The organism is Kitasatospora sp. NBC_00039 (assembly GCF_045160625.1).
Lineage (GTDB): Bacteria > Actinomycetota > Actinomycetes > Streptomycetales > Streptomycetaceae > Kitasatospora.
The window spans coordinates 7,537,074-7,558,933 of the sequence record NZ_CP108289.1 but is presented as its reverse complement, the minus strand read 5'-3'; the positions used below and the strand labels follow the sequence as shown (position 1 = coordinate 7,558,933).

The 21,860-nt window shown below is 71.6% G+C and carries 20 protein-coding genes and 2 pseudogenes; 8 read left to right on the top strand and 14 right to left on the bottom strand.

Annotated features, from left to right (window positions below):
* Window positions 1–323: 323 nt before the first annotated feature.
* Entirely contained in the window at window positions 324–653 is a 330-nt protein-coding gene (locus tag OG286_RS33645; RefSeq protein WP_396321083.1) for a hypothetical protein, read from the top strand.
* An 802-nt stretch (window positions 654–1,455) separates the two neighbouring features.
* On the opposite strand, the gene OG286_RS33640 is transcribed toward OG286_RS33645, so the two are convergent.
* The gene (locus tag OG286_RS33640) at window positions 1,456–1,788 is read right to left on the bottom strand and encodes a hypothetical protein (protein WP_396321082.1); all 333 of its coding nucleotides are present in this window, start codon (window positions 1,786–1,788) and stop codon (window positions 1,456–1,458) included.
* A 175-nt stretch (window positions 1,789–1,963) separates the two neighbouring features.
* Between OG286_RS33640 and OG286_RS33635 the strand changes: the two genes are divergently transcribed.
* Window positions 1,964–2,257, top strand: coding sequence for a winged helix-turn-helix domain-containing protein (locus OG286_RS33635; protein WP_209414818.1), 294 nt, complete (start codon window positions 1,964–1,966; stop codon window positions 2,255–2,257).
* Window positions 2,258–2,279: 22 nt separating this feature from the next.
* Here OG286_RS33635 and OG286_RS33630 read toward each other — a convergent pair whose 3' ends face one another.
* Window positions 2,280–3,635, bottom strand: coding sequence for a tetratricopeptide repeat protein (locus OG286_RS33630; protein ID WP_396321081.1), 1,356 nt, complete (start codon window positions 3,633–3,635; stop codon window positions 2,280–2,282).
* 244 nt (window positions 3,636–3,879) lie between these two features.
* On the opposite strand from OG286_RS33630, the gene OG286_RS33625 reads away from it, so the two are divergent.
* The 3 genes and pseudogenes from OG286_RS33625 to OG286_RS33615 form a co-directional block, all read left to right on the top strand.
* Window positions 3,880–4,035: a hypothetical protein gene (locus OG286_RS33625; protein ID WP_209414820.1), complete on the top strand. Its 156-nt coding sequence runs from the start codon at window positions 3,880–3,882 to the stop codon at window positions 4,033–4,035.
* 116 nt (window positions 4,036–4,151) lie between these two features.
* Complete coding sequence (locus OG286_RS33620) at window positions 4,152–5,078, top strand: hypothetical protein (protein ID WP_405358920.1); 927 nt, start codon at window positions 4,152–4,154, stop codon at window positions 5,076–5,078.
* A gap of 74 nt (window positions 5,079–5,152) precedes the next feature.
* Window positions 5,153–5,518 (top strand): annotated as a pseudogene (locus OG286_RS33615) (tetratricopeptide repeat protein); the annotation flags it as partial.
* A gap of 486 nt (window positions 5,519–6,004) precedes the next feature.
* Here OG286_RS33615 and OG286_RS33610 read toward each other — a convergent pair.
* The 6 genes and pseudogenes from OG286_RS33610 to OG286_RS33585 all read right to left on the bottom strand — a co-directional run bounded on the left by OG286_RS33610 (window position 6,005) and on the right by OG286_RS33585 (window position 10,745).
* A complete protein-coding gene (locus OG286_RS33610) occupies window positions 6,005–7,831 on the bottom strand; it encodes a recombinase family protein (protein WP_396321080.1) in 1,827 nt (608 codons plus the stop codon).
* Between the two features lie 94 nt (window positions 7,832–7,925).
* Window positions 7,926–8,012: pseudogene (locus OG286_RS33605) on the bottom strand (VOC family protein); the annotation flags it as partial.
* Window positions 8,013–8,024: 12 nt separating this feature from the next.
* A complete protein-coding gene (locus tag OG286_RS33600; protein WP_396321079.1) occupies window positions 8,025–8,417 on the bottom strand; it encodes a hypothetical protein in 393 nt (130 codons plus the stop codon).
* Entirely contained in the window at window positions 8,410–9,273 is an 864-nt protein-coding gene (locus OG286_RS33595; protein ID WP_396321078.1) for a heavy metal-binding domain-containing protein, read from the bottom strand. The genes OG286_RS33600 and OG286_RS33595 overlap by 8 nt, the downstream gene beginning before the upstream one ends.
* Before the next feature lies 1 nt (window position 9,274).
* Window positions 9,275–10,147, bottom strand: a complete 873-nt coding sequence (locus OG286_RS33590; protein WP_396321077.1) for a heavy metal-binding domain-containing protein — start codon at window positions 10,145–10,147, stop codon at window positions 9,275–9,277.
* Window positions 10,148–10,382: 235 nt separating this feature from the next.
* Window positions 10,383–10,745 (bottom strand): hypothetical protein, encoded by a 363-nt coding sequence (locus OG286_RS33585; RefSeq protein WP_396321076.1) that lies wholly within the window; start codon window positions 10,743–10,745, stop codon window positions 10,383–10,385.
* 328 nt (window positions 10,746–11,073) lie between these two features.
* On the opposite strand from OG286_RS33585, the gene OG286_RS33580 reads away from it, so the two are divergent.
* A complete protein-coding gene (locus tag OG286_RS33580) occupies window positions 11,074–11,577 on the top strand; it encodes a hypothetical protein (protein ID WP_405358923.1) in 504 nt (167 codons plus the stop codon).
* A 164-nt stretch (window positions 11,578–11,741) separates the two neighbouring features.
* Here OG286_RS33580 and OG286_RS33575 read toward each other — a convergent pair whose 3' ends face one another.
* On the bottom strand, window positions 11,742–12,269 hold the full coding sequence (locus tag OG286_RS33575; RefSeq protein WP_396321074.1) for a hypothetical protein: 528 nt from the start codon (window positions 12,267–12,269) through the stop codon (window positions 11,742–11,744).
* Between the two features lie 69 nt (window positions 12,270–12,338).
* The gene (locus tag OG286_RS33570) at window positions 12,339–13,025 is read right to left on the bottom strand and encodes a hypothetical protein (RefSeq protein WP_396321073.1); all 687 of its coding nucleotides are present in this window, start codon (window positions 13,023–13,025) and stop codon (window positions 12,339–12,341) included.
* Window positions 13,026–13,274: 249 nt separating this feature from the next.
* Here OG286_RS33570 and OG286_RS33565 point away from each other — a divergent pair, with 249 nt between their 5' ends.
* Window positions 13,275–13,802, top strand: coding sequence for a hypothetical protein (locus OG286_RS33565; RefSeq protein WP_396321072.1), 528 nt, complete (start codon window positions 13,275–13,277; stop codon window positions 13,800–13,802).
* 144 nt (window positions 13,803–13,946) lie between these two features.
* Here OG286_RS33565 and OG286_RS33560 read toward each other — a convergent pair whose 3' ends face one another.
* From OG286_RS33560 to OG286_RS33545, 4 genes are all read right to left on the bottom strand, one after another.
* Entirely contained in the window at window positions 13,947–15,221 is a 1,275-nt protein-coding gene (locus tag OG286_RS33560; protein WP_405365980.1) for a cupin domain-containing protein, read from the bottom strand.
* A gap of 28 nt (window positions 15,222–15,249) precedes the next feature.
* The gene (locus tag OG286_RS33555; RefSeq protein ID WP_396321070.1) at window positions 15,250–16,830 is read right to left on the bottom strand and encodes a lanthionine synthetase C family protein; all 1,581 of its coding nucleotides are present in this window, start codon (window positions 16,828–16,830) and stop codon (window positions 15,250–15,252) included.
* Window positions 16,827–20,000: a lantibiotic dehydratase gene (locus OG286_RS33550; RefSeq protein WP_396321069.1), complete on the bottom strand. Its 3,174-nt coding sequence runs from the start codon at window positions 19,998–20,000 to the stop codon at window positions 16,827–16,829. Before OG286_RS33550 ends, OG286_RS33555 begins: the two co-directional genes overlap by 4 nt.
* A 208-nt stretch (window positions 20,001–20,208) precedes the next feature.
* Window positions 20,209–20,319: an FDLD family class I lanthipeptide gene (locus OG286_RS33545; protein ID WP_396321068.1), complete on the bottom strand. Its 111-nt coding sequence runs from the start codon at window positions 20,317–20,319 to the stop codon at window positions 20,209–20,211.
* Between the two features lie 283 nt (window positions 20,320–20,602).
* Here OG286_RS33545 and OG286_RS33540 point away from each other — a divergent pair, with 283 nt between their 5' ends.
* On the top strand, window positions 20,603–21,832 hold the full coding sequence (locus tag OG286_RS33540; protein WP_396321067.1) for an MFS transporter: 1,230 nt from the start codon (window positions 20,603–20,605) through the stop codon (window positions 21,830–21,832).
* Window positions 21,833–21,860 lie beyond the last annotated feature (28 nt).

Genomic DNA, 21,860 nt, shown 5'->3' with positions numbered 1-21,860 from the left:
TCGAGACCGGCCGGCACCTGCGACGAGGCGAGTCCAACCTGGGCAATTCCTCCGAGCGGTTCGCTGCATTCCGGTTTCACATGGGAGTTTCCGGATTTCGGAGGCGCGATGATAGAGGGCCCTGCCTCGCACGCACACTCTTTTCATCGGGCTTTGCAGAATCATGCCATTCTCCCAGCCTGCTCCCCGGCGCCGCCGACCCGCGACCGTAAGGTCATCAAACGAGTTCGCCCACGCATTCGCCTTCCGACCGACCGGGCGAATTCCTTCCGGGAGTGGCGCGCCGCCATTCCCCCGAGAGCACGACACACAAGGAGAGACTCTTGAACAAGCTCGTCAAGATCGCCGCTCCGGCGCTGGGCGCAATAGCCCTGATCGCCGCGGTGCAGGGGACTGCACAGGCCTCGGCCCCGGCGACGACCCAGGCCGTGCCGAGCTGCGTCACGTACGTCAACGCCGACTACTGGCTCGACTACGCGAGGGCCAAGGTGACCAATGGTTGTTCGACGACCCAGAGCTTCAAGCTCATCTACGACAGCGTCAACAACTACAACCCCTATGGCTGCCTGACTCTCGCTCCCGGCGTGACCAAGGATCTGTTCGTCTTCAGCTTCGCGAACAAGCCGATGATCGACGGCCTCACCACCTGCTGACACGCAGGCATTTCTTTCCGCCACCAGTACGGCTCACCGCACCTGGCGGACTGACAACCCGGCAGCACACGCATTCTCCGGCCGCCCCGGCTCACCGCCGGGGCGGCCGGACGCGGAAACCCGGACGCCCGGGGGCAGCACAGCTGAGAGATCGACGCGCCCGGCGGCCGCGAGCCTTGACTCACCCGTGCCGCCGGAGAGGAGATCCCGGCTCTTTGTCGCCGACGGCGGCTACCCCGGGGCCGGCCTGGTCGGCCCGCACCGCATGCCGACGGGCGGTCAGCTCGCCCGATGGCAGGCCGGGCACGACCGCGCGCACAAGCACGGCCGGGCCCGCGTCAAGCACGTCCTCGCGCGGATGAAGACCTGGAAGACCCTTCGTGACTTCCATCCGCAAGGCGACCTCGTTGAACGGCCGTGCCCGGCATCGCCCGGCTGCACGACCTCGCCCGCCGCTCGGAGAATGCTCAGTCGATACAGAACTCGTTTCCCTCGATGTCTCCGGAGACACGGAACTAGCGGTTCTACGGCAGGGCCGAGAGTGCCCCGCCCGGATGGGTTCCGGACGGGGCGAGGGGGTTCTACTGCGCGCGGTGGTGCGGCACGGCCCAGCAGTCACGCGACCAGAACCGGGAAAGCCCGTCGGTCCACGGTCGGCAGTCGTTCGGCGTACGGGGGGCGTGGCGGACCGTGTAGCAGGCTCCGGCGAGGATCTGCCACCCGTCGCGCTCGCACTGCCGCAGGCCCTTCGTATTGCCCCGGCGGGTGCCGTCCGGAAGTCGCCTGATGAACGCCCGAGCCATCACGCCACCGCCCCGGCGAGGCACTGCGCACCCGGGTAGGTGTAGCCAGGATCGGGCTGTCCCTCGGCGACCGCCCGCAGGGCCTCGCGCCGCTCGTACTGGCGCTGCATCTCGTCAAGCTCGGCCCGCCACGCGGCGGGGTCGACGTATGGGCGGAACAGCGGTCCCCACTCCAACTCTTCGTCAGCGGGCTCCGGCGCGCTCTGGGCGGGGTCGGAGGTGACCGCCAGGGCGGCGGGCTCCGGCTCGGCTGGGACGGCGCGGTGCTGGCCCCGAGCCGGCAGGACCAGGCGCAGGGCGGCCCGTAGGGCACGAGCGATAAGGTGACGCATGTCGGCAGCTCCTCGAAAGCTGTTCGGCGGCCCCGGTGACTGGTCGCACAGTCCCGGGGCTCTTTGGTTGGTGGTGCGGATTTCGACCGTACCCAACTCCTATAGGTACGTCTAGGTACGTTCATGGTCGTAGCGAAACGCGCGAGGTCATTCGGGGCGTCCTACGCTTTTGGCTATGGACGTGACCCCCATTGACCCGGACGCCGAGGCGCACCCGTATCAGCAGATTGCGGCGGACATCATCCGGGCCATTCAGTCCGGGGAACTGCGGATCGGCGCCCGGGTGCCGTCCGAGGCTACGTTGATCCAGGCATACGGCGTTGCCCGGAATACAGCCCGCCACGCTGTCGAGTACCTGCGCACCCAAGGGTGGGTCCGGACCCTTCCGCAGCGCGGCACGTTCGTGGCGGACCGCACCAACCAGACCCCCGGAGACCAGCAGACCCCGCCCACCGGAGTTCACCAGTAGGACGGGGCCGGATAGGTGCCGGTCAGGCTCGGACGAGTTCCGCAGCGCGCTGCCCCAGGTCTGCGGCGCCGGGGATGCCGCGTCGGGCCCAACTAGTCATTGTGGTACGGACTTTGTGAAGGTCCTTCTTGTGCCGGTCCGAGACGACTCCGTCCATGAAATCCAGGGATTGACCCCAAATCCCCACAGCCTCGTCGTGGCGGCGCTGGGCAGCGACCGACCGGGCCAGGTTCCCGAGTGTCAGGGCGTGAATGCGCCGGAACGCCTCGGGGTCACGACCGGCGAGGGCGGCGCGGTGGTGGCGTTCGGCCGCCTGGTGGTCTTTCAGCTCGGCCAGGGTCTTGGCGGTGTGAGAGGCGACGGTTGCCGCTACCGGCCCGGTGGCGGCCGTAAAAGACGCTGGCGGAGCCGTGGTGTCAAGCATGGCGTCCTCGGCCGCCAGTAGCGCCGCTGCGGCCTTCTGTCCGCTCCCCACAGCTCCGTACGCCCTGGCGCTCGTGATCAGCAACAGGGCCTCGGTCTGCGGGTCCACCTTCCCACGTGCCCGCCGTAGGGACTCCTCCGCCAGTTCGACGCAGAACTCCGGTTGCTTGAGGTTGAGAGCCTGATGGGCGAGGGCACGCATCATCCAGGCTCCGTGTCCTGTCGGATCGCTCTCGCAGGCGAGTTGGTAGCCGAGAAGGTAGTACCGCTGCGCGGCGCCCTCCCGGCCCAGGTCGTGGTACTTCCACGCGGCGAGGTACGACAGTTCGGCCGCCACGCCGTAGGCGTCCCGGCGAATCGCCTCGGAGGGATACACGGCCTGGAGCATCGGCACCACCGTGTCAGTCAGGTAGGTGGTCACCGCACTCAGCCCGTGCCCACCGCCAAGACGCTCGTCAGCGGCAGTGAACACGCTGGTGATGTGCCGGACGGTGGCCACCTCGCCGACGCCCACCCGGCCGCCGGTCCTTCCCGCTCGCAGGGTGGCGGCGACCGCCTGGTGATCGTAGGTCAGCGGCAGTGCCACAGCGGCAGTGGCGAACGCACTGGCGAGGAAGTCACGGCGGGACTGCATCACGGCTCTCCCGAGGTCGGCGGCGGTGGCCAGCGGGTCGGCGCCCATAGCCTCCCCGATCGCCTCCGACCCTAGCCCGATCTCTGCCACGGTCACCTTGCGGCGCGTCTTCCGGGTAAGGGCCTCGGCGAGGTACAGCGGGGTGCGCCCCGTGGGGGTGCCGCCGGCTACCCAGTGGGCGATGGCTGATGGAGCCGTGGCCAAGTGCTCCCCCGCTTCGGAAGCGACTGCGCGCACTGTCGTCGCCAGTGCCTGGTACGTGCATCCGGACTCCGCGATGGCACGGGCCAGTGCCTGGTTTGGTGCCTTAGTGTCCGTCAACTGTCGCCCCTAATTGCGATCTTGAACGGGTTGAACGGGATCGGTGTGCTCACACCGTACCGCCGGAGCGTGACTGGCTGTTCACTGATTGCACCGACAGGCCAGGGGTTCCCGCCCGACTGGCACGGCAATCGCGACACCTGCCGCAAGCCACGCGGTGAGCCCGCCAGCGGTTCGCAGATTCCTCCCCGAACCTCGGGGAGGTGCACCAACCCGCAGCAGTACCCATGGAGGGAGCACAACCATGTCCGACAGCACCCAGGTCAGCAACCTGACGCGGCGCCTGGACCACTCGGTGCCGGACGGCGACTTCGCGCCGGTGGGCGTCGAGTCCCTGACGCGGCGGCTGGACCACTCGGTCCCGGACGGCGACTTCGCGCCCGTGGCCACCGAGGTCTGACAGCAACTCCGAACTGATGCCGAGTAGTTGACGGCATGGCGGGTCGGCTCGGATGACCACCCGGGTCGGCCCGCCGCGCGGCATCGCCACACAGTCCCAAGCAAGGAGAGTCCGCAGTGAACACCACCATCGCCACCAGCGTCCCGGCTGGCTCCTTCTTCGACCTCGGCCGGAAGGACCCGGAACTGCTCCGCCTGCGCGAGGAGGGCGCGGAGAGCGCTCTGCCGTTCGCCTTGATGGAACGCCTCATCAAGTCCGGCATCCCCTACGCGCAGCACGCCCGTTCCCTGCGCAGCGAGAACGTGACCGTGGCCGGAGTGGCCTTCGACTGGTTCGACGCCCAGCTTCCCGGCGAGATCGCCAACGAGATCAACCTGACGAACTACGAGATCGCCGAGCACACCGATGACCGCCGTGCAGCACTGTCCGAGGCGCTGGACCGCCTGTCGCTGGTCCACCCCGAGGGATTCGCCCGCGTGCGCGAGTTCGTTCGTGGGCTGCTGTGGGTCGGGCTCAAGCCCGGAGTCCGCGCTTCTTCGCTGACCAGTTCCAGTGACCCGGCGCTCCCGTACATCGTCGTGTTCTCCGACAAGGCCCGACACCACATCCCGCCGAACACGGTCAGCCCGGAGCCGTCTCCCCGCTTCCTGGCGGAGAACCTGCTCCACGAGGGAACGCACCAGTCGATCAGCTTCCACGTCCTTCAGCACCAGGTCTTCGCCGACGGGTACTCGTCCAAGGAGTCCCCGAAGATCGAGATCAAGTGGCGAGCGGGTCAGGGCGTCGCGCGCAACCAGTTCTGGGAGGTGGACCGGGCCTTCCACGCGACCGGTGTCTACAACCAGTTGCTGAGGTTCCGCCGCACCGAGCTGGACCGCGACGACCTGACCGCCAACGAGCGCGCATGCTTCGAGGCCGCCTACGACGAGGGCCTTCCCGCCGTCCGCTACCTCATGCGCGAACTCGAACTCCTGAGTGAAAACTTCACCCCGCACGGAGTGGAGCTGCTGGCCGACCTGCGCCAGCAGACCGACCAGCTGTAGTGCCACCCTGAGCAGAACCGAACGAGGAGGGTCCGGTGCTCCAGCACCTCATCACACAAGACGCCGGCCTGCGGATGATCCCGACCGACCGGGGCAAGTTGACGACTGCGATTGGCCAACTCCACGAAGATCTAAGGGCCTTGCCCGAAGGGGCCGACCCAGCTCGCGCCCGGGTCCTGACCAGATGGATCGGCGTCGGTCAGATGTGCTTGGGCCACCACGAGGAGGCCCTTTCGTTCCTGCGGCAGTCGCTCGACTTGGCCGCAGCGAGCGGCAACACCCGAGCGGTCGTCGCCACCGGGCTCAACCTCGGCGACGCCCACCGCTACGCCGGTGACATGCGGACCGCGGATGCGCTCTACCGCAGCGCCCTGGGCACCGCGCGGAGCCGACACCCGGAACTGGCGGACTTCGCGCTCCAGCACACCGGCAAGTATCTGATGGAGCGCGGTGACCTCGTGGGCGCCGAGGCCCACCTCCGGGAAGCGCTGCGACTGCGGATCGTCAAGGGGGACACGGAGCTGATCGGGTCCACACAGGCAGCACTCTCGCGGGTGGAACTGCTGATCGAGCAAGCCGCAGCGCCGGGGGCGGACAACGCCGGGCCCCGCCGGTGGAGCGGGCAGTGGACTTCGTGGCTCCAGTCCAACACCACGGCCCGGACTCCGGACCGGTGGGCAGAAGACTTCCCGGCCATCCGGAGCGCCGCGCGCGGGCTGACCGCGCATCAGCGAGTACACCCGCGCCACCTGCGCGACCAGCCGTTCCCGGTCGAGTTGATCACCGCTATGGCACAGGAGGCCGAAGAGGCCCTGACCGCCAACGGATACCTCCACAACGGCAAGTGGAACGCGGCCGTGGGCGACGCCGCGAACCGCTTCGCCGGGCAAGTAGATCTCGCCGCAGTCATCGCGGAGTCCACCGGCCTAGAGGTGGAGCAGCCGCACAACGGCGTCTATATCGCCTATCTGGAGGAGGGACAGTTCCTCGACTTCCACGTGGACGAGTTCGGGTTCGGTGAGGCCAATCTGATCCTGTGTCTCAAGCACGAGCATCCCGCCGCAGCTCCCACTGTGAGCACTACCGTCTTCATCGGCGCTGACGGCTACCGTGCGTGCGATCTCGCAGCCGGCGAGTGCGTTGTATTCGATGGGGCGATCACCCCGCACGGAAGGACTCCCCTCGGCGCCGGAGAGCGCGTGATCCTCATCAGCTTCGGATTCCGCGCGCGTGATGCGGCCAAGCGTTCGGCTGCTCACCTCCCGGCGGCCCCGCGCTGAGTACGGTGAGCGCCTGCGCTTTGCGTTGACGCCGGATCGATCTCCGTAAATGCAGAAAGGCCCCGCCCTGGTCTCCAGATCGGCAATCCGGGCGTCCAGTGCATCGGCGTGCGCCTGCCACTCGGCGGCAGCGTGCCGGGACTTCTGGCGCCCCTTCTGCTGCTGGTGCTCCCGGAACTCCGCCACGGTGGAGTTGAGTTCGGGCTCGGGGTCGTACCCGGGTATCTCGACAACGTGCGTCGTCGGGATGGCACCGACCAGGCGCAGGAACTCGGCGGACACGAAGTCGTCCACCCAGTCACCGCGCACGCTGGCGGGCAGCTCGCACAGGTCGCCCCGGGCATGGCTGTTGCACTTGTACGTCGGCGTCTTGCCCTCTTGCTTGTTGAGGTACATGCGCCCGCCGCACGCGTCGCAGTGGATCACGCGCAGTAGCAGCGCGTCAGTGTCGTGCCGGTCCCCGTTGTTGATGCTGCGGGAGTCCAGCAGCGCCCCGATCCGGTCGAACTCCTCGCGGGTCATGATCGGCTGTCGCGTCGCCGTGATCGGGTTGCCCTCGGCGTCCCGGACCGGCTTGCCCCGGTGCAGCTTCCAGCCGAGCAGCGTCTCACTCCGCAGCAGCCTGGTAATGACACTCGGGGTCCACTTGAAGGTGTCCCGGACGACGTGCTGTCCCTTGGCCCCGCCCGTCTTGCCGCCGCGCTCCCGGCCCATCTTGTCGGCCCAGTAGTCCCGCGGGCTCAGCACACCATCGGCGTTGAGTCCGGCAGCGACGGCCGAGACGGTGCGCTTGTCCAGCAACTCACGGACGATGCGCTCAATGACCCCGACCGCATCGGGGTCCGGTACCAGGGTCCAGCCGACCCCGCCGTGTTCCTTGGGCATCGGGGCGGGCATGTAGCCGTACGGCGGACGGCCCCCGCCGCGCCAGCGAAGCGGCATCTTGCGCATGGCGGCCATGGCGCCGGTTACGCGGTCGCTGATGGACTGTGACTCGACTTGTGCGGCGAATGCCAACATGAGCATCTGCAACTCGGCCATGGAGTCCATGGGGTTGCGGAAGTCGAAGACCAGCCGGCCACCGCCGATGCCCTCGGCGAAGACCAATACCTTTCGGTGCTCTCGCGCCCACTTGGCGAGTTCGTGCATGTGGGCCATGGACCGGATAGCGCGGTCGAACCGCCACCACACAAGGGCGTCGAAGCTGTCCGGGTTGCTCACCCACCGGCCGAGCTGCGGGCGGTCAAAGGGGCCGGTCTTGCTCGCCGACACGTCAAGGTCGACGGCTTCGCGGAGTTGGTCACCCTCGCCGAAGTCGATCCCGAGCGCCGCGGCAACGATGTCGTCGGCTTCGCGCAGTCGCTCGGGGCTGGTCGTCTCGTCGGTGAGCACGGACAACCGGATTGCTCGGACGCCTCGCAGCGTCCTGGTAAAGACGGTGCCCTCGGTGCCGGGCAGGCTGCCAGTAGTCATGTCCTCCGGAGAGGGGGACGAATTCCGCTGGACACGGGTAAGGGTGGCGGTCGACACCGGGGGTCACTCCAGACTGGTAGTCCGGAGTGTTGGGGTCCTGCATCGGGATGCACGAGTCATTTCCGTCATACAGCGTTTGCACGTGGACCGCGCCGAGCGGGACCAATCGCGCGCATTCGGCGGTCGGCGACGGTCAGGCCAGGAAGCGCTCGATGGCCTCGCGGGCACGGGCATTCGACGCCGCAGCGTCGGCCAGGGACTGGGCCAGGGCACCGATCCACTCGTCCAGGCCGACTTGGCGCCGCGACAGCACGATGCCCCGCACCTCGTGGCAGATCTCCCCGGCCACCCGGCCCCGATCCAGCCGCAGCGAGAGCCGCTGCTCCCCGAGCGCGACGTCCAGCTCGGTGACCGAACCCTCGCGCCCGGCCACCCGTTCCGTGACGGAACGCCTGCGCTTGACCCGCACGGCGCCGGGCGGCAGCGAGTCCGCCAAGTTCGCTGACAGCACTGTGGCGTAGAGGTTCAGGTCCGTGCTGTCCTGGCGCAGCGCCGCGGCCAGCAGCTCGACTTCCATCTCAGGCATCGAGGCTCAGCACCATGGTCGGTCGGTCGATGACGTGGTCGTCGCGAAGCGGGCGCACCGCCGTCCCGATGGCGAAGAACTCGGTGGTGTGCGACCCCCAGGTATGCGAGTGCTGCCGCAGCTGGACCGCCACGATCCCCTCGGCGTCCAGGGCCTTCCCCTCCGCCTGCATGCGGCTCATCGCCAGCTCGCGTGCGTCGTAGAGCGCCTGGGTGAACGGCTCGATCTCGACGTTGCGGCCCGTGGTGCTCAGCGCCTGGCCGAGGCGCTGGTGCGCCACGTGGTAGACGCACGACCCCATGACCATGTCCAGGGGTGCGTATCCGGCGCGGATCAGTGTCCAGAAATCCTGGCCGGAGAGGTCCGAGGTGAACGGCTTGCCCTTGTTGTTGAGCCAGGTCCCGCCCGCTCCCGGGTCCGCACCGTCCGCCTTCACCGCCGTGCCGACCGCGATGAACTCGGCGATGTCCGAGCCGAACTCCTTGAACTCGATGTCCAGCCGCACCCCCACGATCCCGTCCGCCCCCAGAGCGCTCGCCTCCGCCTCCATCCGGCTCATCGCCAGCTCGCGCGCGTGGTACATGGCCTGTGACAGCTTGGTCAGCTCCTGGTTCTTCGTCCACCGGCCGAGCTGGATGCCGACGTGGTAGACCGAGGAGCCGAGGACCAGGCCGAGCGGGCGGAAGCCGGCCTCGCGCACCAGCAGGAACTCGTTCACCGTCAGGTCCGACGTGAAGAGCGAGCCCTTCTCCCCCGGCTGGAGCTGCGCAAGCCGCCGCATCGCGTCCTCGGGCACGCCCTCCGCAGCCGGCTGCGCGGGTTCCCCGGCCGGTTCCTGCCCCGTTCGTTCGGTCATGTCAGTGCTCGCGCTCCAGTCTCATGATGGTCAGTGGCCTGGGCCCGGCGGGCCGCCTGGAGCGGCCGAACCGGGCGATGGAAGTGCCGACGAGGACCGCCTCCGCGGTGAAGTCGCCTGAGTACCCGAACGAGGGGCACTCGCTCTCGCTCACCGTCAACTGCACGTCGTCCAGCACCACACCGTCGCCGCCGTGCTTCGCCGCATCGAGGGCCAGCTGGTTCCGGGCGTCGTGGCGGACGTGGTTGATCAGCTGGGTGTAGCCGTCGACCTCCTGGTTCCCGGCGGTCCAGCGGACCCGGCGGGAGGTGCGCCAGTCGTCGTGCCGAATCGCGATGGCGATGCCGAAGGCGAGGCCGGTGGGAACCCATCCGGTGTGTACGAGCTTGGCGAAGTCCTGGCCGCTCAGGTGCGAGGTGAAGGGCAGGCGCGGCCGGATCCGCGAGCGGGCCCGGACGGCGGTGCCCAACGCGGTGAACTCCAGACCCCCCGCCGGGAACTCCTCGACCCGCAGCTCGACCCCGACGATCCCGTCGCCGCCGAGCGCGCGGCACTCGGCGACCGCGCGGGACAGCGCCAGCCTGCGCGCCGCGTACATCGTCCTCACCAACAACGAGTAGGACGACGCCCACGCCGAGGACGGCGCCTTCGCACCGTCGGTGACCGACCACGCGCCGGGGCAGCCCCAGAGGCCGGTGTACCCGATGTTGAAGACGGCCGTGCCGAGTACCTGCCCGACCGGATCGAACCCGGCACCCTTGATCGCCGCGAACTCCTCGGACGACAGCGCCGAGTCCCAGGTGTTGCCGGCCCGGGGCTCTGACGTCGCGTCGGCAGTGGACCCCGGCGGGCCGGCGTCTCGTCGGTGTGTCATCGGCTCCTGTGCCATCGACCTCTCGGCTCACCGCGCGGTTCGCGGCGCCGTTCGGCAGCTTATGTCATCGGAGGGATCACCGATATCGTGATCACGCTCTCCAACGGATCTTCCCGGCCCGGCTGTTGGGCGGGTGCGACCTCCGAAGGCGCCGAACCCCCCGACCTGCCCGACATCCGCTGGTGGGACAGGGTGTGACGGAGCTGCGGGTCGTCCGGGCGCGGGCGGGCGGCGGTCACTCCGGAATCCCCTGGACCCTGCGGATGAGGACCGCGAACCGGTGGAAGCCGCCCTGGACGAGGACCTCGTCCCGGTAGCCGCCGGCCTCGGAATGAATGTCGTCCGGGCTGGGGCAGAGGAAGCCGAAGAGCCAGATGTGGGCTTCCTTGTCGCGTTCCTCGATGGTGCTCCAGTCACTTCCGCAGGCCGTGGCCAACGCACCCACGCAGGCGGCGATGGCGCGGTACTCGCTCCCGCCCCACTCCTTGACCATCCACTGCCGGAAGTTCGCCTTGGCCTGCTCGATGTCGCGGCTCGTTCCGCTTCCCCGGAGAACCCTGTTGACGATCAAGGCCTGTGGTTCGGGTTTCTTCGCCATGGCGTCATGATTTCGGCCCTCCGCACTCAGGGCAATGGGCCCGGCGCCGCAGTCGCCGGACCGTGCCGCGGTCGTCGGACCGTGCCGCGGTCGTCGGACCGGGCGGTGGTCGTCGGACCGGGCGAGCCGCCGGCCGACGCACTGTCCGGAGCTCTCCCTCCGGCCCGCGTGGTCACCCACGGAGGGCGGCCGGGCTCACCGCCCTCCGTGGCACTACGCTCTGCTGATCAAGAACCGAGAGTGGGGGCCGAGCAGGGTGACAGGTGACCGGGTGAGGCGCGGGCGGGTACGCCGGGGCTGGGTGGTCGGTGGGGCGGCGGTCGTGGGCGTGGCCACTGCCGCGGTGGTCGGCACCTTCGTGGTCGGTGCGCGGGAGCCCGCGTTGAGGCAGACGCTCTGCGGGCTGCCGCGGGCGGGCGGGACCGCGCTCGGCGTCATGCTGCCCGCGGGGCGGCCTGGGGTCGAGGAGCGCAATGTCTCGCCGGACGGTGCCATGGGGGGCCACCCACAGCTCTCCTGTGTGATCTCGGTGGACGGTCACGCGATGGTCCGTGTCCTGATGTCCGGCCAGGACCCGGACCGGCCGAGCGGAACCGACGCCACCGCCCCCTCCGTCGGGGGCCTGGTCGAGCGGGGTGTGGTGGCCGGCCTGGGCAGTGCCTCGGTGGCGGGCTTCTGCCCCGGCACCCGCGACCTGGCGACGGTGGTCTCCGTCAGGTCCGACCCCAGCATCTGGCCGAAGGCCCCCACCGACCAGGACAACCACATACGCGCACTGGCATCGCTCGCCCAGACCGTCCTCGCCGAGCAGCAGCACACCGTCTGCCAGTGACGGGAGCAGGGACCCGGGCCGGCCACAGCCCACAGCCGGGCTGCGGCACCTGACCGCCGGCCCGGGCCCTCCGCCCTCGCCGGACCTGGCCCGGCCGGTCCGGGCCACGCTGACCTCGACGGGAGCCGTCGGAGCGGGGGCCGGGCAGGGGCGGGGCCGGACCATCAGCCGATGCGGCGGCGCCGGCCGTAGGCATAGGCGAGGGCCAGCACGATCGGGCCCCACAGCATCACCGGGCCAACGCACACATGGGCCAGCGCCCTCCACCACCCGTTGCTGTAGGGCACCTCGTGGAAGCCCAGCACACCGAACCAGGCGAGCGGCATGGGGTCCCAGAGTGCGACCAGGCCCAGGCCGCCCAGGGTGGCCGGGACGATCGCGGCAGCCGGCCGGATCCGCCTGCCGCCGACCAACGGCAGCCAGGCCGGGACGGTCTCACCCCACCCGCTGACCAGGCCGGTGCAGAGCAGGGCCAGCGCCTCGGTGAGCAGGCTCAGCCCGAAGACGTAGTACGCGCCCCACCATGGGAGGGGCGGCGCCGACGGATCGACCGTCCCCATCTCGAAGTCGAAGGCGAACGGCAGCCGCCACAGGCAGTGCGGCAGGACCACGAACGGAAGGAGCTTCGCGAGACGGAGCGCCCACGGCTGGACCGGCCGCTCGGTTTCGCCCGAAGAGAGGTTGATCGGCATGACTTCACTGTCGCCGGGCCCGGCCGATGCCGCGTCAGCCGGCCGCACGATCCACCTCCCCCGCCGGAGCTACCTCTCAACACCCTGGGTGGCAGGCAGCGGGGCAAGCTCGGCCGGGCGGACGGTCAGGCCGCCGGATATGACCGGGGCGAACGGGGCCGGGGCCATACAGGTGCCGGCCTTGCCCTCGGCCGGCCCGCCGGCGGGGTCGGTGTCCAGGTTCGCCACACCCCAGGAGAAGCCGACGCGGTCGGGGTGTCGGGGCGAGGTGCCGTCGAGGACGCTGAAGCCTCGGCGCTGACCGACCGTGTCGGCCACCTCGGGGTCGGCCCGGGTGATGACGGCGGTGAACGAGGCCGTCCGATCCCCCGTCACCAGACAGTCCACGGCGGCCTCCGAGGTCACGGTGTGGTTCAGCGCCGCGACGTGGTGGGAGATCCGCACGGTGCCGCGCGCGTCCGTCGGCAGGCCCTGCGGCAGCCCCGGCAGCGGCCGGGTGAACGGCGCGGCCTCGACGTCGAAGGTGAAGCGGATGTCGTCGTCGGGCGAGTAGGCGTAGGCGATCCGCACCGACCCGCTCACCGCCGCCTTCGCCGCCTTTGCCGCCTTCGCCGCCGCGCCGGACGGCTTGGGGGCGGGCGCGGTGCCGGCGGCGGAGGCGGAGGCCCCTGCGCCGCCTCCCACGGCGACCAGCAGCGCAGTGGCGGCGAGCGCCCCGAAGGCCTTCGCGCGGGCGGTGGTGAGAAGGACGGACATGGCGAACTTCCTTGCCTGCTGGGCCCGCCGGCCGGCGGCCGGGGCGTCTTCCTGGTGACGGGTCCAGCCTCCCGCCCGGCCCGCTGCCCGGTCCATGTGCCGTCCGGCAGGTCTTCGGCGCCTCCTCGGCCCCGACCCCTGCCATTCGGCAGGGGTCGGCCCGCGGCCCACGCGTCCGGTCGGCACATCTGCGAAAGCACTCGGGAACTTTTGTTACCAATACCAGCCTTCGTTAACTATAGTTGTCGCATGACAGTGCCCGAGATCACCCCCGAAGAGCAGATCGAGCTCGACAGGGCCCTCCTCGATGCCCTCAATCCCCTCGCGTCGGCGATCCGGTCCCGGCTGACCGGCCTCCCCGAGAGCCGCATGTGGGAGGCGGACCCGGCCGAGGTGGCCGTGACCGTCCTCTCCACCTGGAAGGTCGTGGACGCGGAGGTCAAACGACTGGCGGCGATCGCCGCGGCAACCGCCGGCTCGTACGGCGCGAGCTACGAGCAACTGGGGGCGGCCTGGGGCATCACCCGGCAGGGCGCCCGCAAGAAGTGGCCCGACGCCGTCGGCCGCCCCTCGGCCGCGACGTCAACCACCCTGGGACTGTTCGGCGGTGAGGCCGAACTGACACAGGAGCCGTCGTCCGGCGACTGGACGTGGACAGGCCGGGGCGCCGACGGATCGCAGGGCACGGCCGGCGACGACACCTGGTACGGGACCAAGGAGGAGGCCGCCGCCTACGCGGGCGCCTTCCTGCGGGAGCACGCCGCAGGAAGGCCGTAGACTCCCTGTCCCTCGCGCCGTCCGCAGGCCCCGGCACAGGGAAGCGGCAGGCCGGACGCGGCCCGGCGGGTCCGCCGGTGCGCACGGCCGGGCCGCCGTCCGGGGCCCCCCGGACGGCGGGACATGAGGGCCGATCAGAAGTGTTCAGGAATGCGCGATTCGGAGGATCCCCTCCTGGAGGAGCCGGCGCAGCAACGCGTCGGCGTTCTTCTCCGAGAGGGACGGCAGGTCCTGCGCGCGCACCGGCTCGCCGCCGAGCAGGACGCGCACGTCCTCGGCGACGGCGGCGGGCAGCCTGATGTCCTTGTCGTCGACCGAGACGACGTAGTGGTCACCGCTGAGGCGCGCCCTCACGACGATGCCCGGGGCCCTGCGCACCGGGGTGGCCCGGCCGGCGCCGGTGTCCGTTCCGCCCGGGGTGGCGGAGATCATCGACAGCAGACGCCCGGCGTGCGAGGAGCGGTACTCGTGGCGCCAGAAACGTTCCTGCGCCCACGCGACCATCTCCTCGTACGGGGGCACCTCGGTGATCTCGGGCAACGCCTGCCGGTCCGTCGCACCGGGGCGGGCGAAGCCGGCGGGCAGCACCCGCCGCCAGGGCAGGTGCTGCTGTTCCGCGTAGCTGCGCACCGCCGAGGTGAGCGCGTCCTTCCAGGTGACGGCTTCGATGCCCAGGGTGATGTGCAGGCTGGTGTCGGTGCGGCTGCTGACCGTGTGGAGGTGGCCGCGGGGCAGGTACATCGACGTTCCCGCGCGGAGCACGCCGTCGAAGTGGACGGTGGAGGGGCCGAGCCGTTCGGGGGTGTTGTGCTGGCTGCTCAACGGCAGCGGGACGGTCGGGTCCTCGATGCGCCAGTGCTTCGATCCGGCGATCTGCAGCGTGAACAGGTCATGGGTGTCGTAGTGCCTCAGGTGTCCGGTCTGTCCCGGCGGGGTCAGGTAGGCGTCGGCCACGACCCGGTGGCTCAGCACCGAGGACAGCTCCTGGCAGATCCGGCGCAGCGGCGGCCACCAGCGGTGCAGGCCGTGCAGGACGAGCGTGGCTCCGGCGGCGAACGCGTCCAGGACCTTGCCGGGATCGGCGAGCGGGCCCCCGCCGTTCCCCCGGTAGTGCACGAGCTGCTCGGCCGGGAGCGCCCGGCTGGCGTTGACCGCGTGGAGGGTCTGCACAGCGACGGGGCCCTCGGTGAGGATGCGGTCGAAGTCCTGAAGGGTCATCAGGTCGGCGAAGGCGTCCGCGGGGCGGTCGGTGACGATGACGGGTGTTCGCTCCCAGTGCTGCCCGAAGAAGGTGTCCGTCGGTCCGACCAGGCGGGTCAGGCTCTGTTGGCCGGCCGCGAGCAACTCGTCCAGGCCGAACCATTCGGTGCCGTCCCCAGGGGTGGCCTCGGTTGCCGGGCCGGCGGCGGAGGTGTCCATGCGTGTCTTCCTCGTACGGTGGGCGGGATCAGTCGATGAGCAGCGCCGCGTCCCAGCCGGTGGCCGGGCGGGTGCCGACGGTGTGCCGGGCGTCGTCGCTGCGCCGGATGTAGGCGTGCAGTGCCAGGGCGGTTCCGGCGGCTCCCTCCAGGAAGCCGGCCCGGTCCGCCGCCAGGTGTGCCTCACCGGGGGCGCGGAGGGCGTAGCCGAAGGGGGTCTCCGGCCGGAACCGTCGCACGACGGCGTCGGCCAGCACGTCCAGGTAGCTGTCCGGGCGGCTGTCCGACTGGATGTCCGGGCGGCCGTGCCGGGCCGGCGTGGCGGTGTCCCGGATCAGGAGCTGGGTGGTGCGCAGCAGTCCGGCCCAGCCGTGGCACAGGCCGCTGTTGTCCATGGGCTGTGCTCCCAGGGCCCGGAGGAGCGCCGCGGTGTGGGCTTCCAGGGCCGCCTGCGACCATGCGGGCCGGCCGAAGGCGCGTCCGGCCAGGTGCAGCGCGCGGGCGATGCCGGCCGAGCCGTGGCACCAGCCGGCCCGGGGCCGCGGCCGGTGGTCCAGCCGGCCCGTCAGCTGCTCGTTCAGGGTGACGGTGCTGGGCCAGAACGTCCCCGTGCCGTCCTCCTCCCGCCAGGCGAGGAGCCACTCGGCCATCCGTTCGGCCGCCTGCTGCGTTCCGGGGACGCGTACGCCGTGGAGGCCGGCCAGTGCGAGCAGAGCGAGGGGGCCGGCGACGCCGTGGGCCATGCCGAGACCGACGTGGCCGCGGAAGCCGGCCTGCCGGTGGCCGGCGGGTCGGTCGGCGGGCCCGGCGGCGGCCCACCATCCGGGAAGGTCGGCGCCGTGGACGCGGACGGGCTCGCTGAGCCGGACCAGGCAGCGCAGCGTTCCTTCGAGTGCGGCGCGGTGGTCCGGGAGGCAGGCGAGCAAGTACCGGCCGAGGCCGCTCAGACCGCCCAGGACCTCGTACGGCGCGACCTCGTGCGGAACGGCCTCGGACGGGACGGGTGGCACCGGCGGGACGGGTGTCACCGGCTGGACGCCCGTGGCGGCCGGGCCCGGACCTTCGGCGCCGTCGCCGGGCAGCGCCTGCGTACCGCCGGGCAGCGCGCGCGTACGGTCGAGCAGCGCGTGCGTACCGGCAAGCAGCGCCTGCGTACGGGTGAGGACGACCTGGTCGAGGCCGGTCAGCAACGTGGCGTAGTCGGACGGGCCGTGCGCGGCGGCGCGGGCGGCGAACGCGAGGGCGGCCGGACCGCCGTACAGGCCGGTGGGCCGCTGCGACGACCACGGCTGCGCCCCGGCGGCGGCCAGGTGGGCGTGGGCGCGTACCCGTGCGCCGGGGTCGGTGCGGCCCAGTTCGGCGTGGAGCAGGGCGACGCCGGGAAAGCCCTCGATCAGCGACTGCGGTTCCCAGGGCGGCCGCGGTGCGAGGCCCTGGTAGCTGTCGAGGTTCCCGGGTGCGGTGGCGATGCGCCGGACGGTCTCCGGGTCGGCGAGCCGCCCGGCCACCGCGGCCACGACCTCGGCGGCCACGACCTCGGCGGCGTCGGGCGTCGACGGCGTCGCCCCGGCCCGAGCGGCCGGGCCGGCGGGGTGGGGCCGGGCGTTCACCGGGCGAACCGCCGCTTGTCCAGGACCGCCTGCACGGCGCCGCGCGCCACGGCGTGGCTGCGCTGCTCGGCTTCGCGGTCGATGCCGACGAGCCGGTTGTGGTGCATGTGCAGCACGCTGCTCAGGATCATCTCGGTGGGCGGCGGGAACGCGAAGTCCGCCGTCGGCCGGCCGAGGTGCCCCCCGTAACGCGTCAGGGCCCCGGCGCGCCGGGCCCAGCTGTCGACCACTGCCCGGCCGCCGGGCAGGGCGGCCAGGGCCTCCCACCGGCCGTCCAGATCGGCGAGGCCGACGGCGGCCTGCCGGTGGGACCGGAAGACCGCCCGGTCCGCGTGGGTGGGCCGGGTCTCCAGCAGCCACGCCGGCCCGTCGCCGCCGTGGGCCGCGGCGTTCACGTGGCACAGGATGTCGAGGTAGTTCAGGGCGGTCAGCAGCAGCGGGTCCACGTCGACGGGCCGTTCCTGACGCGCCCGCAGCTGGGCGAGGACGGACTCACTGTCCGCCTGGAAGACCTCCTCGGCGAGGGCGACCGCTTCGGGCCCGCCGTACCGCTCCACCTCCGGGTCGTAGGTGTCCAGCGTCATGCGGCCGGACAGCCCGGCGGTGCGAAGTTCCTCCGCCCATACGCCGAGCGCCGGCAGCAGCTGCCCGGCCTGCTCCGGCTCACCGGCGTACAGCCGCAGCCGCAGGTGCGGCGCCGGGTCGCGGTAGCGGACGAAGAACCAGCGCTTCACCCGGGGGCCGAGACCTTCCAGCAGGCGGGGCAGGTGCCGGGTGAGGATCTCGTCCTGGCGCTGCTCGGTGCTGTACACCTTGGCGTAGAGCCATCCGCTGCCGGGAGGGCGGGGCGCGAAGGACGCACCGCGCGGGGTGCGCGGCAGCCGGCGGGCCGCGACGCCGGCGGGTGCGTCCGTGGTGCCGGCCCGCGGTGTACGGACCGCCAGCGGGAAGACGACCTCGTGGCTGTGGGCGCCCTCGTCGCCCGCCAGCCAGCCCGTGGCGGCGGTGCCGCCGGGCACCTCGGACAGGACGGCCTCGGAACGACCGCGTTCCTGCCGCAGGATCCTGGCGTGTGCCGCGCTGGAGAGGTCGAGTTGCAGGTACCGGTCGCCGTCGGCCAGCAGCACGTGGTCCGGGACGTTCCACTGGTGCCGCCACGCGTCGAGGGCCTGCCGCCACCGGGCGTCGCCGAGCCGGGCGTCGTCGAAGAACGGCTCGTCCGTCCGCCAGCGGGCCGGAGCGAGGACGGTCCGTCCGTGGCGGACCCTCGGGAGGGCGGGCAGCACGTCCAGCCGGCCCCAGCCCCAGGGCTCCCAGGACCGGTACCCGCTCAGCGCCACGTCCTGCAGGAACCTGGCGAGGTTCGGCGCGTGGGCCCGCATGTTGAGCATGTGGAAGGTGGCGGGGGTGATCTCCCTGCCCAGGGCGACGCTGACCAGTCCCAGCCGGTCCGGCCACGCGCACACCGCCAGGTCCGCCGTCCCGATGACCCGCGGGTCGCCGCGGTCGGCGAACCCGCCGACCACGATGCGGTGGTCCAGCCACGCCGGCACCTGGGTGAGGTTGCCCGCCCGCAGCCATGCGCCCTGCAGGCTCAGCTGCGCCGTGAGCGGGGCGTCGGGGCCTGCCGCGCGGGCGGCGCGCAGCCGGGCGGCGTCCGGTCCGAGCAGGTGGGCGAAGCGGCCCGACATGGCGCCGGCCAGGCGGGAGCCGCTGGTCTCCGACAGCCAGAGGGTGAACTCCCCGGCGGCCAGCGCGCTCGTGCTGTCGGCGACGATCCGGCCGCACAGTTCCATCGACGGCAGTGGCGGCTTGTCCGAGGACGGCCGCATCCGCTCGACCGCGGCGTCGTCGAGAACGAGCTCCGGTGCCCCCTCCCGGCCGGCCCGCGCCACCAGGGCCGCGAGCACCCGGTCCCGCCGGCGCCCGGCGTCCGCGGGCTCGGGGTGGACCACCCGGCCGCTGCGCGGGTGCCGGTATCCGGCGGGAGCGCCCAGGCCGACGTCCGGATCGAGCAGTTCCTTCAGCGGCACCAGACGCCCGACGCCGTAGCGTTCGAGGAATTCGGCGTGGTACTGGCGCAGATGGGCCGGTTCTCCCGTGCCCGGCGCCAGCCGCCAGAGCAGATCGGCCGCGCGCTCGGCCTCCCGGGCCACCTCCGTGGGGAGCCGGACCCGCGCGTCGACGGCGAGGTCGACGTGCACGGGCCGGTCCGCCGCCTGCAAGGTCCGCATCCGGTCGACGGCCGAGCGAAGGGCGTCGGCGTCCTCCCCCGGCGCCGCGGCGCCATAGGCCCGCAGGGCATCGCGCACGGCGGCCAGCGCGGGCAGCTCCGCGAAGCCCGGCACCGCCTGCAGACGCGTGATGACGTGGGTGAGCGGATCCGGGTCCGAGTCCGGGGGCCGCAGGTCGGTCAGCAGGATGTCGTGGGCGACGAGCTGCCCGATCAGTCCGTCCACCGCCGACCGCGGCGCCTGGGGGAAGGCGTCCGCCAGGTGGGCGGCCAGCGCCGACCCGGGCACCGGGTGCTCCGCGTGTCGCAGGGCCGCTGCAACCGCAGGAGTGTGACGCAGCGTCAGTTCGGTGACGCCCTCGGTCGGCGCCCGGGCGCCGGTGACGTCGGGCACGTAGGGCAGCACGAGGCGGTCCCCGCGCACGAAGCAGAGGTCGTTGACCGTGAGCCGCAGGTGCCGCCAGACGTCCGGCCGGCGTTCCCAGCGGGCCAGTACGGGCACGAGCCAGGCCGTGTCGGGGCGCACGGCCTTGCGGTGACGCCGGCCCAGGTGCGCCGTCGGCTCGTCGTCGAACCGGGCCAGGGCGACCCCGGCCATCAGGCCGAAGGGGGTGGGGCGGGTGGACATCCGGATCAGGTAGCGGCTCAGCGACCCGGCGACGCGGCGCAGGCGCGCCTCGTCGATGTCCTGTCCGGCTGCCGTGCGGTCCGCGGCCGCTGCCAGGGATGCGCTGGCGGCGGCCACCGCGCCGCGCACGCGCGGATCGGCGACGATCCCGCTCACGTAGGCACGCACGTCGGCCGCGTCGGAGTCCGGGTCGGCGTCGGGGGAGCGCCGCGTGATGTCCGCCGCGCTCGCCGGAAGGGCGGAGGCCCGCAGGAGGACCGTGTCGTTGCAGGAGTAGACCGGGGGATGCCCGGTACCGCCGTGCGTCATGTCGTGCCCTTCCCGCCGTGCACTGACCGGCCGCATCGACCGACCGGCCTCCCTGCCCATCCGACCGCGGCCCGTCCGATCGCGAACCGTCCGACCGCGGCCCTTCCGACCGCGCCCCGTCCGCCCGGCCACGAGGGAATCCCGGGGAGTCTCCGGGATTCTCCGAACGTGTCCGGGCGGACGGAAACGGCTAATTGAGCCGCTGTGTTCAGCGCTCGACGCAACGCTCGAAGATCGACGAGGTGCCGTTGGCCTCGGCGGCCGTCTCCTCGTCGAGGGTGACGGTGACAACCTGGATGTCGAGGTCGAACTCGGACATGATTCCTCCTGAAAATGTAGGGAACTTCCGACAACGGCGGACGGAACCCTGCGGAGGGATTGTGCAATTACCGTCCGCAGGGCCGACCGTCCGTCGTAGAAGAGAACGGAGGGAGAAGCGCGGATGGTTCAGACGGGTTCCGAGGCCTGGTTTTCGTCCCATTTGGCAGGTTCTACCGCACTATGACGAGGCGTCATCAGTGCAGTACGGAGGGCACGCACCGAGGGCGGCCCGGTAGTACAGTGCCCCGGAACGTTTCTTCCGGACACCGTCGAGAGATCTCATGTCGAGAGTTTCTTCGAGCACCATCCAGCTGCTTCGCGAGAAGCGGTTCGCCCTGCTCCTCGGGGCCCGGTTCACCTCCATCACGGGAAATTCTCTCGGCCGCATAGCCCTGACGTTCGGCGTTCTCTCGATCCCCGGGACGAAGCCTCAGGACGTGGCCACGGTCCTGCTTTTCCAGATCGGCGCGCAGATCACCCTCGTGCTGTTCGGCGGAGTGCTCGCGGACCGCCTTCCGAGAGCCCGCCTCATGGTGTGCGCGGATCTCGTCTCCGCGCTGGCCTACGGCTTTCTCACCGTGGCGATGACAGCAGGGCTTCCGGTTTTCGTGCTGGCCCTCGGCGCCGTTCCGGCCGGTGCCGCGGGCGCCCTGTTCGCCCCCGCGATGAGCGGCCTGCTGCCCGAGTGCGTGCCGCCCGAGGCGCTCCAACCGGCCAATGCCCTCATGCTCGTCACCCGGCGCGGGGCGGACCTCCTCGGCACCGCGCTCGGCGGCGTCCTGGTCGCGCTCCTCGGTGCGCCGGCGGTACTCGCGCTGAACGCGGCGTCCTTCCTCGCGAGCGCCGCCATGACCGGAGCCATGCGGCTGCCCGCCGACGGCAGGGCCACGGCCGGCACCGTCCTGGCCGATCTGCGGTCCGGCTGGCGCGACTTCACGTCACGCCCGTGGATCTGGTCCACCGTGACCGCGTTCTCCGTCGCCACCGCCGCGCTCGGCCTCGGGCAGAGCGCGCTCGGGCCCGCGCTGGCCCGTGAGCGGTGGGACGGCGCGCAGGCGTGGTCCCTGGTGCTGGCCGCCCACGCGATCGGCATGATCTGCGGAACGGGCGTGTCCGTGCGGATCAGATCCCGCCACCCGCTCCGGACCGGCCTCCTCTTCTCGCTCGGCCTGGCCCTGCCCGCGGCGGCGCTCGGCACGGGTGCGCCGCTGTGGGCCACCGTCCTGGCCGCCCTGCTCGCGGGAGTCTGCACCGACGTCTTCGGGGTGCTGTGGACCACCACCCTCCAGCAGGAGGTCCCCGCCGACTCCCTCTCCAGGATCAGCTCCTACGACTGGCTGGGGAGCATGGCGATGGCCCCCGCCGGCCTGGTGCTGGCCGGGCCGCTCACCTCCCTGCTGGGGATCGAGACGACGACGCTGCTGTGCGCGGCGGCGATCCTCCTGTCCTCGATCGCCTCGCTGCTCGTGCCCGAGACCTGGCGCCTGACGGCACCGCAGCGTTCGCTCTGAGCTGCGTGCCGGCCGCCGGCGAGGCCGG

What these genes read in the sequence shown, in the direction of transcription:
- OG286_RS33640 (WP_396321082.1), bottom strand. Translation starts at nt 1,788, where the DNA reads ATGCGTCACCTTATCGCTCGTGCCCTACGGGCCGCCCTGCGCCTGGTC.
- OG286_RS33635 (WP_209414818.1), top strand. Translation starts at nt 1,964, where the DNA reads ATGGACGTGACCCCCATTGACCCGGACGCCGAGGCGCACCCGTATCAG.
- OG286_RS33625 (WP_209414820.1), top strand. Translation starts at nt 3,880, where the DNA reads ATGTCCGACAGCACCCAGGTCAGCAACCTGACGCGGCGCCTGGACCAC.
- OG286_RS33610 (WP_396321080.1), bottom strand. Translation starts at nt 7,831, where the DNA reads ATGACTACTGGCAGCCTGCCCGGCACCGAGGGCACCGTCTTTACCAGG.
- OG286_RS33600 (WP_396321079.1), bottom strand. Translation starts at nt 8,417, where the DNA reads ATGCCTGAGATGGAAGTCGAGCTGCTGGCCGCGGCGCTGCGCCAGGAC.
- OG286_RS33595 (WP_396321078.1), bottom strand. Translation starts at nt 9,273, where the DNA reads ATGACCGAACGAACGGGGCAGGAACCGGCCGGGGAACCCGCGCAGCCG.
- OG286_RS33590 (WP_396321077.1), bottom strand. Translation starts at nt 10,147, where the DNA reads ATGACACACCGACGAGACGCCGGCCCGCCGGGGTCCACTGCCGACGCG.
- OG286_RS33585 (WP_396321076.1), bottom strand. Translation starts at nt 10,745, where the DNA reads ATGGCGAAGAAACCCGAACCACAGGCCTTGATCGTCAACAGGGTTCTC.
- OG286_RS33575 (WP_396321074.1), bottom strand. Translation starts at nt 12,269, where the DNA reads ATGCCGATCAACCTCTCTTCGGGCGAAACCGAGCGGCCGGTCCAGCCG.
- OG286_RS33570 (WP_396321073.1), bottom strand. Translation starts at nt 13,025, where the DNA reads ATGTCCGTCCTTCTCACCACCGCCCGCGCGAAGGCCTTCGGGGCGCTC.
- OG286_RS33565 (WP_396321072.1), top strand. Translation starts at nt 13,275, where the DNA reads ATGACAGTGCCCGAGATCACCCCCGAAGAGCAGATCGAGCTCGACAGG.
- OG286_RS33560 (WP_405365980.1), bottom strand. Translation starts at nt 15,221, where the DNA reads ATGGACACCTCCGCCGCCGGCCCGGCAACCGAGGCCACCCCTGGGGAC.
- OG286_RS33550 (WP_396321069.1), bottom strand. Translation starts at nt 20,000, where the DNA reads ATGACGCACGGCGGTACCGGGCATCCCCCGGTCTACTCCTGCAACGAC.
- OG286_RS33545 (WP_396321068.1), bottom strand. Translation starts at nt 20,319, where the DNA reads ATGTCCGAGTTCGACCTCGACATCCAGGTTGTCACCGTCACCCTCGAC.
- OG286_RS33540 (WP_396321067.1), top strand. Translation starts at nt 20,603, where the DNA reads ATGTCGAGAGTTTCTTCGAGCACCATCCAGCTGCTTCGCGAGAAGCGG.